Annotated in this window: 6 protein-coding genes; 2 read left to right on the top strand and 4 right to left on the bottom strand. The window is 59.3% G+C overall.

Features of this window, described 5'->3' with window-relative positions; translation table 11 throughout:
* The first annotated feature begins 190 nt into the window (after nt 1-190).
* Nucleotides 191-2605, top strand: a complete 2415-nt coding sequence (locus tag Mal15_RS18925; RefSeq protein WP_199773686.1) for a CehA/McbA family metallohydrolase — start codon at nt 191-193, stop codon at nt 2603-2605.
* Nucleotides 2606-2759: 154 nt separating this feature from the next.
* Here Mal15_RS18925 and Mal15_RS18930 read toward each other — a convergent pair whose 3' ends face one another.
* The 4 genes from Mal15_RS18930 to Mal15_RS18945 form a co-directional block, all read right to left on the bottom strand.
* A complete protein-coding gene (locus Mal15_RS18930) occupies nt 2760-4211 on the bottom strand; it encodes a leucine-rich repeat domain-containing protein (RefSeq protein ID WP_147869205.1) in 1452 nt (483 codons plus the stop codon).
* Nucleotides 4212-4563: 352 nt separating this feature from the next.
* Nucleotides 4564-4953, bottom strand: coding sequence for a hypothetical protein (locus Mal15_RS18935; RefSeq protein ID WP_233902880.1), 390 nt, complete (start codon nt 4951-4953; stop codon nt 4564-4566).
* A gap of 35 nt (nt 4954-4988) precedes the next feature.
* A complete protein-coding gene (locus Mal15_RS18940) occupies nt 4989-8249 on the bottom strand; it encodes an efflux RND transporter permease subunit (RefSeq protein ID WP_233902881.1) in 3261 nt (1086 codons plus the stop codon).
* The gene (locus Mal15_RS18945; protein WP_147869206.1) at nt 8246-9781 is read right to left on the bottom strand and encodes an efflux RND transporter periplasmic adaptor subunit; all 1536 of its coding nucleotides are present in this window, start codon (nt 9779-9781) and stop codon (nt 8246-8248) included. Before Mal15_RS18945 ends, Mal15_RS18940 begins: the two co-directional genes overlap by 4 nt.
* 602 nt (nt 9782-10383) lie before the next feature.
* On the opposite strand from Mal15_RS18945, the gene Mal15_RS18950 reads away from it, so the two are divergent.
* A complete protein-coding gene (locus Mal15_RS18950) occupies nt 10384-11547 on the top strand; it encodes a c-type cytochrome (protein WP_167546911.1) in 1164 nt (387 codons plus the stop codon).
* Nucleotides 11548-11574 lie beyond the last annotated feature (27 nt).

Consider the following 11574-nt stretch of genomic DNA (forward strand, 5'->3'; position numbering starts at 1 on the left):
TGCGGCGGGTTATCCGGCACAGAAGGCGTGCAGCAATCGAACCGCTCATTCTACCCTCTGATTTCATTCTTTTGAGCTCCAAACTGAATCCGGACGATTGCCAAAACAGCCCACCACACACGTACGGGCGGCCAATGCGTTACAAATTGATACTCCACACTCCCCCGAATTGCCTGCCCCAGGACCATTCATGAACACTCCACGCGACGTCGCGCATTCCATACTTCTGTCGATCGGAATCGCGATCTGTTTGCTGCAACCGGCGCATTGGGCCGCCGGGCAAGACGACCTGGCGATCGTACATCGCGTGCCGAAGCAGCCGCTGCTGGCCGCGACGACGCGATTGGTCGAAGCGATGCAGTTTGCCGGTTCCCCCATGGATGACGCAACCCTTGCCGCGATCCAGTCCGCCGGCAAGCTCGACACGCCCGCGGACGTGTCGCGCGCGATCCAATCCGCCCTGGACCCGTTGTGTTTGGCTGCGGTGCACATCAATGCCGAGAGCCGAGTCAAGGTCGTCGAGGGTCCGGTGAAAAAGCAACTGATGCAACAGGGTTGGCGAGCATTCCTGGTGAAAGTCCATAACGAAGCCGGCATCACACCCGAATTGGTCGTCGACAGTCCCAATGCGGCGCCGGTTTATCAGAAAGGCCGCGGCGCCCGTCAACGTCCCCGCAGCGACGAAGATCTGGTCGACGGAAGTGAAACCGAAGACCGTTGGCTGGACCTGTCGATGCTCAACCGGTCACCGCTGAAAAAGCAACTCAGCGGTCTGAACCTGGAATACCGAGTCGTCATGCTGGGCAGCCGCGATGCCGGCAAACGCGAAGCCAACATCGCCTTCAACGTCGGCCAGGGGACTCAGGACATCGGGTTTCGAAACAGCGTCGCGATCCTGTTCGATTGCCAGAGTGCGGTGGACGTCCAACTGGGAATCATCGACGTCGACGGAAAGCCGACGACCGCCTCGCTGTTGATCACCGACGATCAAGCACGCGTGTACCCGAACCCGGCGAAACGTTTGGCCCCTGATTTCTTCTTTCACCACCAAGTCTATCGGGCCGACGGCGAGTCGGTGCTGCTGCCGCCCGGCGAATACAACGTGACGGTGACGCGTGGGCCGGAATACGTGCCGATCCGACGTCGCATCCAAGTCCCCGAAATCGAGCGGCATCAAGAGTCCTTTCAACTGCAACGTTGGATCCACTTGGCCAAACGCCGTTGGTATTCCGGCGACCACCATGTCCACGCGGCGGGTTGTGCTCACTATGACAGTCCGACCGAAGGCGTCGGCCCGGAAGACATGATGCGGCACCTGTTGGGCGAAGATGTCAACGTCGGCTGCGTGCTCAGCTGGGGCCCCTGCTGGTACACCCAAAAAGAATTCTTCAATGGTCAAACGTCCGCACTGTCGACCGAAGACAACTTGATGCGATACGACGTCGAAGTCAGCGGATTCCCCAGTTCCCACGCCGGTCACCTGTGTCTGCTGAATCTGAGCGAAGATGACTATCCGGGCACGAAAGCGATTGAGGACTGGCCGAGCTGGACGCTGCCGGTCTTGGAATGGGGCAAACAGCAAGGCGGAGTCGTCGGGTACAGCCACAGCGGATGGGGTTTGGCCCTTCCCGACACGATGCCCGACGGATCACGCAAGTTTGTCGGACGCCCCTGGGGTGGTGCCAAGGGAGATTGGCGTGGGAAGGCCGCCGACACGTTGCCGGACTTTGCGATGCCGAAGTTTGACGGGATCGGGGCCAACGAATACATCGTCACCGTCGCCGAAGACGTCTGCGATTTTATCTCGGCCGTCGACACGCCGGCGATCTGGGAACTCAACATCTGGTACCACACGCTCAATTGCGGCATGACCGCACGGATCAGCGGCGAGACCGATTTCCCCTGCATCTACGGTGACCGCGTCGGCCTGGGACGAATCTATGTCCAATTAGACGACGATCAACCACTGGACTACGAAAACTGGATTGCGGGATTAAAGGACGGGCGCAGCTACTGCGGGGACGGACTCAGCCACATCATCGATTTCGCCGTCGACGGTCTGGGCGTCGGGCAAAAGCAATCCGCCGACAGCCCTGCCAGTCGTCTGGATCTTGATCGTCCCGGAACGGTGAACGCGACCTTCGATGTCGCCGCGTTGTTGAAGGAAACGCCGACCGAGGAAACCGAGCGGATTCGCAAGCTGCGATTGGACGAAAAACCGTACTGGCATCTCGAACGCTGTCGACTCGGTGATTCTCGACGCGTTCCGGTGGAAGTGATCGTCAATGGCGAAGTGGCTGCAACACGCGAAATCACCGCCGACGGATCCGTCACGTCGCATTCGATCCCGGTACAAATCGATCAGTCCTCGTGGGTCGCCGTTCGAATCCTGCCCTCGGTCCACACCAATCCCGTCTTTGTCCACGTCGCAGACAAACCGATCCGGGCCAACCGAAAAAGCGCGCGGTGGTGCATCGACGCCGTTGCGGCGTGCTGGAATTCCAAGCAAGGTCAGATCCGCGAGTCTGAACGAGCCGAAGCCAAAGCCGCCTACGACCAAGCAGCCGAGCGCTATCGAACCATCCTCGCCGAATCCAGCAATTAGGCTTCCCGCCCGTGTTGGTGTTTAGCCTTTAGGCGATTCTCGGTCGCCGCATCGCAGCGACCGTGGGCTGCTCTTTTCAGAGTACGATGGCCCTTCCGGGCCGTCGTCGTAAACGACTCGGTGCGACGACCTAGAAAGGACGTCGTACAGTTCATCAGTTCCCCACTGTGTTCTTTGCGCACAGGCGTTCGACGAACGTTTCCGCTTCCGGCGTCAACTTGGCGATCCGGATCGTTGTCAGCTGTTTTAATTCTGCCAGTGGTTGAACATCATCAAGCGTCACCTGGTTGCGATTTCGAACGACCAGAAACGACAATCGCTCCAACTTGGCGATCTCGCGAAACGTCGCCTTGGTCGGATAGACCCGACCCTGCAGATCCAACGAACGCAGTGAAAGACCGTCGGTAAACCGTATCGGTGTCGGCACTTTGTTATACAGCGTTAACTCCTGTAGCCGATTCATCCGTGCGATGTACTGCCAAACGAACAGATGATTCCGAACCAGCAACTCGATCGGCGGGTTCATCGATGCGACAACTTCTAAGTCGTGTTCAAGATGCTCCTGGACATTAAGATCCAGTTCTCTCATTCCCAAACTCACCCAGGAACGTAGCAGACCTGCGTTTAACCGTGGCGACGCAATCGACAATCGGTACCGCCAAAACGCGTCCCCCCAATAGACAAACTCGACGCGTGTGTCGAACAGCCCCACCTTCCTCAGCCCCGGCCGTAACCAACCGGTGATTCCTGCCAGCGTGACGTCGGGGGTGCTTGTTTCGTTTCGGTTGAAGATGTCGATCCGGCCGAAGTTTCGGTAGTCGATCAGATGCAACCGACGGTCATCGATCGTGCAGCTTTGAAGATCAAGTTCTCGCGCCCGAACCGTATTGATCGCACGGCACGCGTCATCGGTCAGTTCACAATCACGCAACAGCAATTTGTCGACGCGAGACGTGTCCGTGCGACAAAACAGTTGAATCTCCTCGGCGTCGAAATCCCACAGAAAACACGACCCGACCGGTTGAAGGTGTTCGATCGACGCGAGTTGACGCATCACGTCGCCGGTCATGCGAGATGACTTTTGGTTGTAATATTCAGGCGAAAACACCAGTCGCTGCAGCTGCGGCAACTCTCCCAGCCGGCCGACCTTTGCCGGGGCGATTCGTGTGTCGTGGATGTCCAACGCCTCGAGTGATTGACAGTCCAACAAATGGTCGATCGCGCCGCTTGTCAGGTGGTGATTGCCCCACAACGACATTCGTTTCAGCTGCTTGCACTTAGCCAATTCGGCGATGTCGTCGGCTGCGATCGAGGTGCGATCGAGGTAGAGTCGCTGCAGTGATTTCAGGTGTTCGATGCCGTCAAGGCCACCACGCCTGAGTCGACTGTGAGAAAGATTGACCTGCGTCGGCGTCGCAAAAAAATGATCTGTCCGCCGATGAAAAGTGTCCAGGACAGATGAGTGATAATGCACCTTCCCGCCGAGCGATTCAAAACGTTGGACGATCTCGCGAATCCGCGTCTGTCGCTGGTAACCAAGGATCCCGATCGCGGTCACGGCCGCCAGCAGCAAAAGCGTTCGAATCGAAAATCGAAGACGTTTCATGGCATCATCGTACCAACAAACGTAGCTACCGTCGTCAGACGGTGGTCCCCAGCACATCCACGCTCCGGCAAGCGTAGCTACTGTCGCCAGACGGTGGTCCCCAGCACATCCACGCTCCGGCAAACGTAGTTACCGTCGCCAGACGATGCGGCTACGATTCCCGCACAACCTCATTCGCTGCCCGGAACAATCCATGCTTTTGAAGAAAAGAGTATGCCCGCCAAAATCGACTCCAATAATCGTCTTCCCAGATCGTCAACTCAGGATACCCAGGCACCAAGCACCCTGTGTATTTGTAATCGCGAAAACAATCTACAGGTACCAATCCGGCGCGCTCTGGGTTTCGAGCGATCTAATTGACTAAATCCCACAACGCAAACTCCTTTCGCTCGTCGTCTCGGAGCACACGGTCATGTGGTTGGTGTTGCAGTTGAAATCCGATTTTGCCAAGCGCTGAATTCATGTGCTTTCGGAAGTACTTCATCGCCTTCAACTGGTCTGACGCCGCATCGATGCCAATCCACAAAGCATGTAAGTGGTCTGACATCAGGCAGTAGATCGGGCAGACAAGTCCGTATCGAAACATGGCGTGTGTTAAAAGCTCCCGAAATTTGTAGAGGAAGATGGGACGCAGCCAGCCAGTCGCGCGGTCCTGGATCGTCATCGTCCAATGCACAGAGGCGTCGCCCTGATAGCACTCAGGCGAGAGACGGGGCAGGTGCTTGTTGTTGCGGGCATCCACCTTCTGGCGAAGGTAGCTACGTTAAGCGGCCCCCGCTACGCCGGGACCGGCACGGCCGGCTCGTCGCTTTGATACTCTCCGATCTCGTCTTCCGATTCGGCAACCAAGCGGCCGCCGGCACTCCAGTACAACGAATAGGTGACCGGAACCAGGTACAACACAACAACGGTTGCAAACAACTCGCCAAAAGCGATGCTGGTCGCCATCGGGATCAAAATCTGGGCCTGAATCGACGACTCCAACAGGATCGGCACCAACCCACCGATCGTCGTGATCGTGGTCAACAAGACCGGCCGGAACCGCCTGGCCCCCGATTCCGTGAGCGCTTGTCCGATCGGCATCCCGCCGCGAACCCGGGAATTGATAAAGTCGATCAACACGATCGAGTCATTCACGACGATCCCGGTCAGCGCGATGATCCCGTAAAAACTGAACAAGGTCAGCGGCAACCCCATCATCAAGTGCCCGACCACCGCACCGAGCGCCCCGAACGGGATGATCAACATCACCAACAACGGCTGAACGGACGACTTAAATTCGATCGCCAACAGGATGTACATGGCAAACAAAGCGACGCCGAACCCGCTGAATAAACTGCCCATCGACTCGGCGCGACGTTCCTGCTGCCCCTCCCAACGCACTCTCAGCTCCGGATACTTCGCCAACAATCCCGGCAAGAACTCCGCTTGCAGATCCGCAACGATCTCTTCAGCGTTCCCGGTTTCTTCGTCCAGATTGCTCGACACCGTGATCGATCGGGCTTGATCGATGCGATTGATTTCCGAGTAGGCGCGGACGACATCGATTTCGGCCAGTTCGGTGATCGGCCGTTCGATCCCGTCACTCAATCGGACCCGGACTTCATCAAAATTGGCCAGCAACCGCCGGTCGTCACGCGGGTAGGTGACCATGATCTTCACTTCGTGGCGTCCGCGTTGCACCCGCATGACTTCTTCACCGTAGTACGCCGCCCGCACGGTTTCGGCCAGGTCGGCCGTCCGCACGCCCATCGCGAACGCTTCGGGTTTGATCCGGAAACGATACTCCCATTTCCCGGGCACCGAGTCGTCCTTGATGTCATAAACACCGGGGTACTTGGCCAAACGTTCCTTGCACTCTTCGACGGCGGTTTCCAGTTTGTCCACGCTGCGGGCCGGACCGAGCAACTTGAATTCGATCGGTGTCCCTCCGGGGCCGAAGGACCGCGTGCCCAACGTCAATTCCTCCGTGCCGACGATCGTCCCGACCTCTTCACGCCACTGGGCGACGATGGCCCGGCTGTGCACGCCGCGACTTTCCGCATTGACCAATTCGACTTCGACACTGCCCTTGTGCCCTCCGCCGCCGGAGGGCATCGGGGATCCACCGGGGCCGCCGCCTGAAACCGCAGCGCCGACGACGCGGTAGGACGTCTTGGCAATCGGCTGACCACGTTTATCGTAGCGATCGGCGATCCGCCAAAACGCGTCTTCCACCTGCTTGGTTGCCGCGACCGTCACGCTTTCCGGCGTCCCGTCGGGAAACACCACGGTCGCGCTCAGCGTATTGCCATCGACCCGAGGAAAGAAATTGAACTGAATGATTCCGCTGCGGTACAGACCGCCGGTCAAGATCAACGCGGCGAAACAGAGGGCGACGGCGATCGAACGGTTGCCGAGCGACCAGCGCAGCGTCGGACCATAGACACGATCGATGTAACGATCCAACAGCCACGTCGCGCCCCGATTCAACTTTTGGGCGACCAGCAGCAATGGCCGAAACACGTACAGCACGACGTTAAAAAATCGAAACACGATGCTGTCTTCGTGTGCCAAGTGACAGGGCAAGATCGTGATGCACTCGAACAGCGAGACCATCAGGATGGCGATGATCGCGGCCGGCATCACCGCAGTGAACTTGCCCATGGTTCCACTGACAAACAACAGCGGCGCGAACGCGACCACGGTCGTCAAAACAGCCGTCGTCACCGACGGAATCACCTCCACCGTCCCGTCGATCGCAGCTCGCAAATGGGGCTTTCCCATCTGCCGATGCGCGAACACGTTCTCTCCGACGACGATCGCGTCGTCGACCACGATGCCCAGCGCCATGACAAACGCAAACATCGAAATCAGGTTCAACGTCTGGCCGGTCAAATACAAAAAGATGCCCGCGGCGAGGATGGAGAACGGGATTCCCAACGCGACCCAAAACGCCAATTTCGGATCCAGGAACAACAGCAACAGTGTGAACACGATCACCAGCCCCTGAGCGCCATTGTTGAGCAACAGGTCCAAGCGCCCCCGGACCTCGACCGATTCGTCGCTCCAGGTCATCAGCTGGTAACCCGGCGGCAATTCGGCATTCGCGACGTAGTCTTTGACCGCGTCGATCATCACGAACAAGTCTTCCGACGTGCTGCGCTCGACCGAAAGTGCCAGCGCGGGTTTACCGTTGATCACATTGATCGCCGTGGCGTCGGTGAACTCATCGCGGACCGTGCCGAGGTCGGCGACCGTCAGAACCGCGCCGCTGGGCTCGGTGACCAAAGGCAATTCGGCCAACTCGTCGCCGTTGGTCCGTCGATTATTTCCCCGCAACAACACCTCTTGGGATTGGCTGCGGATCGATCCGGCAGGCAATTCGCGGTTTTCTCGGCGAATGATCTCGGCGGCCTGCCGTAGCGTCAGCCCGTGGGCCCGCAGCGTTTCCTCGGGAATCTCGATGTCGATCTGGTAATCACGCGCGGCCAGAAAGTCGACTTGCGACACCGAATCGATCGCCAGCAAGTCGTCGCGGATGCGTTCGGCGACCTCGCGCAGGTCCAATTGTGCTTGCGAGGACAGTGTGTCGTCGGCGTTCCGCGGGGCCGTTTCGGGGGCCAGCACGCCGACACGGATCGAAGGGCGTCGGTTGGTGACCAACGTGACCACGGGGTCTTCGGCTTCGAGCGGAAAGCTGGGGATTCGATCTACGCCCGAACGAACTTCGTCCAAGACGCGATCGGGCGAACGAGCCCCGGGGATCAATTCCATCAAAACGGTGCAAGAACCCTCCATCGCCACCGTCGTGACCTTCTTGATACCTTCGATCGAGCGGACCGCTTCCTCGACCTTCTGACCGATCCCCTGTTCAGCCTCCTGAGGGGCCGCACCGGGATAGGGCACGGTGACCGTGATCCGGTCGAGATCGAATTCGGGGAATGATTCCCGGTGCATCGCCCTCAGACAGAACCAACCGACGATCATGATCGCAACCATGCACAGGTTCAGTGCGGCGCGATTGTGGATCGATGTGTTGACGATCGCCTTCATCATTGCGGCCGCCCTCCTTGGCCGGAGTCGCCGCGGCGTTCGCCGTCGGCGCCGGGTGTGCCGCCTGGCGGTCCCGATCGTTTTTTAGACGACGGGTCCGCCGACGCGCTGACCGCCATCCCTTCGACCGGTGTCGCCAGGGGTGATGTCACGATCAGGTCTCCGGCGCGCAAACCGCCCGACCGCTGATAGGCGACGACATAGTCGGCGGTCGAATTGGCGACCGCAATCGTTTTTTTGTGCAGCTTGCCCGACTGAACCGTCCAAACCGTGTTGCCCGGCTGGATCGCTTCGTGTGGCAATCGGACCAGCGGGATCGGTGGAGTCGCGTGAATCCGCACCTTCACAAACATCCCCGTCATCAACGTGGGCGGTTGCTGAGTGGTGCCGCGGCCGGTGATTTCCGCACCAAGACTCGCTTGTTGTTCACCCGAACCGTTCCCAGAGTTGTCCTGCGTCGCGACCAACGCATCGCCACGCCCCATCGATTCCAATTCGGCCAGCTGCGTCACCGCGGTCGGATCATCGACGTGCACCCGGCAAGGCACCATGCGGGTTTGAGCGTCCACGCCGGCGCCGTCGTAGCGATCCGCGACCGCCCGCCAGGCAAACTGTTCATCACCCAGCGAGTAGATCACGGTGGCCGGTGTTTCGGGGAAATCGTAGCCGCGTTGGTAGTCATCGTCGCTCCCCGCAGGCGAACCGCTTTGCCAAAGCCAATGCATTTGCTGCATGTACAACTTGCAGCTGACGTCCAGCCGCGACGTGTCTTGCAGCACCACGATTGAACCGCCGGCTTGCACGTACCCGTCTTGCTCGACGCTTTCGCTGACGACCACCCCGTCGATCGGCGACTTGATGTCGGTTCGCGCCAAATTCAGTTCGGCCTTGTCCAGATTCGCCTGCACCAGCGCCTTGGCACTTTCCATTCTCAGCCGACGCTGCGTCAGCAGGTTTCGTTGATCGATCTGGGATTGCAGGGTGTTACGGGTTGCCAGCTCGGCCTTCCGCGCGCTATCGACTTCGGAATCGGACGCGGCGCTACGCAGCATCAGATCTTCGTTGCGTTTCAACTGTCGCACGTCGATGGCGAGTTGCTGACGGGACGATTCGATCTGGTTGTCCGCCGCGGTGATTTCGGCATCCAGTTCGCGAATCATCGCCTCGGCCTGTGCCAGTTCCTCGGCCAGTCGACGCACTTCCAATTGATAGTCGTCCGGTTCGATCCGCAACAACAAATCGCCTTTTTTGACCGTCCGCCCGCTGCGACAGGCATCGGATTTGTACTGGACCTTTCCCGAAATCTGGGCGGTGAGATCGATCTCGCGGTAGGGAACGACCACACCGTCGACGTCAAAGGCGATGCCGTCGGTGTGCGCGAGCGCCGGCTTGGCCACCACCAGCGGGGGCGGAGCGGGCTTTGGCGGCTGGACCGGGACTTCCGGCGTTCCCATCAAAAAGAAGCCGCCCACACCGGCGGCCAAAATGCCGATCGACACAAACGCTCGTCCCAGAGCCGGAATCCAATTTTTCATCAACGACACCCGTAGGTTAAGCGAGCTGTAAACGCGGTGGTGCAATCCTGCTCTCTTTCAACACGCCATCATAGCTGAAGTCTCGCATGTCCACCGTTCCGACCGCACCAGCCCTCCGCCCCATCGTTCTGCCCCGTCCACATGCAACGCTCCCCGACATGCGCCGCTCGCTTACCGGTCTGTTGATTTAATCCGATTACACGTGGGATCAGCCGTTTCGCGCGAGCGTACGGGCTCCCAATACCAAGAAAACGCAGTGGCGCCCGTTGGCTCGCGCCAAACGGCTGATTAAATCGACAGGCCGTCACGCTTCCCGCTGGCATTTGGCCCAATTGTTTCGCCCCCCATCTCCATCATTCTGCCCCGAATCATTCTGCCTCCCCGTGTTCAAATCTCCCCGACACGTGCCGCTCGCTAACGCTTCCCGCCGGCATTTCGGCCCCATCGTTTTTCCTCCACACGCCCCTTTACCCAGGCGATCTACTACAATCAGTCTCCCCTCGAATCGACGCCTCTCTTCCAACTCCCTCCCCATTGGACCGCTTTGCTTCATGCCTTCCCCAGATCTCCTCATGCGCAGCAAATGGTTCGCGATACTCGGCATGCTTCTATGGATCGCCCGTCCGACCGCGGCGCTGGCCCTGGACGAAGCCGCCACACTTGCCCTGTTGGTACGAACGATTCAGCAGTCCGAAAGCGACGGCGTTCGATCGTCGTTGATGAAGGGCATGTTGCGAGGGCTGGAGGGTCGACGCGACGTCCAGCCGCCGGACGAGTGGAATTCGCTGGCGACCGAACTGGCCCGTAGCGATGATCCCTCGATCCGTGACGCCGCCAACCGTTTGTCCCAGATCTTTGGCGACACCGCCGCGACCGAGCGTGCCCTGGCGACACTCCGTGATCCACTCGCGCCCGACAGCCAGCGTCAAGCCGCGCTCGCTTCACTGGTCTCGCAGCGCGATACAGGTCTGGCGGAGGAGTTGGAATCACTTTTAGACGTCGACGCCCTACGTCTGGACGCCATTCGCGCCTACGCGGTGATCGCCACCCAGGACGCCCCGAGAATCCTGCTCTCCCGCTACGCCACCAGCCCGCGGGAAGCCCAATCGGCGACGATCGAAACATTGGCCACGCGAAAAGCCTATGCAAAAGAACTCGTGCGGGCGATCAAGGACCAAACGGTACCGCGCGAGCACATCCCCTCCTACATCGCCCGAACGCTACGTGAGCTGCTGGGACAGGAATTCACGGCGGTCTATGGCGAGATCCCCGAGCTGGAAAAGAACGTCAGCGAGCGGATCGCCAAGTTCAAACGCTTGATCACCGACGAAGCGCTCGCAACGGCTGACGCTCGTCGCGGCCGAGTGGTTTTTCAAAAGACCTGCGGCGCGTGCCATCTGATGTACGGAGCCGGCGGCAAGGTCGGACCCGATTTAACCGGATCCAACCGCGCCAACCTGGACTACTTTCTGCTCAACAGCGTCGACCCCAGTGGCGACGTTCCCGAAGGCTATCGGACGCAGTTGGTCCAAACCGTCGATGGCAGGGTGCTGACCGGTGTGCTGGCCGAAGAAGACAGCCGGCGGATCGTGCTGAAGACCGTCGACCAACCGAGACTGGTGATCGCCAAAGACGAGATCGAAGCGCGGAAGGTCTCCGAGAAATCGATGATGCCCGAGGGGCAACTGGAACAACTCCCCCGTGAGGACCTGTTCGACCTGGTGAAATACATGCAAACCAAATCGCAAGTGGAGGCGGCGGAATGAAGATCGCAATGGAAGATGTCAATCAAC

Source organism: Stieleria maiorica, assembly GCF_008035925.1.
In the GTDB taxonomy this organism is placed as follows: domain Bacteria; phylum Planctomycetota; class Planctomycetia; order Pirellulales; family Pirellulaceae; genus Stieleria; species Stieleria maiorica.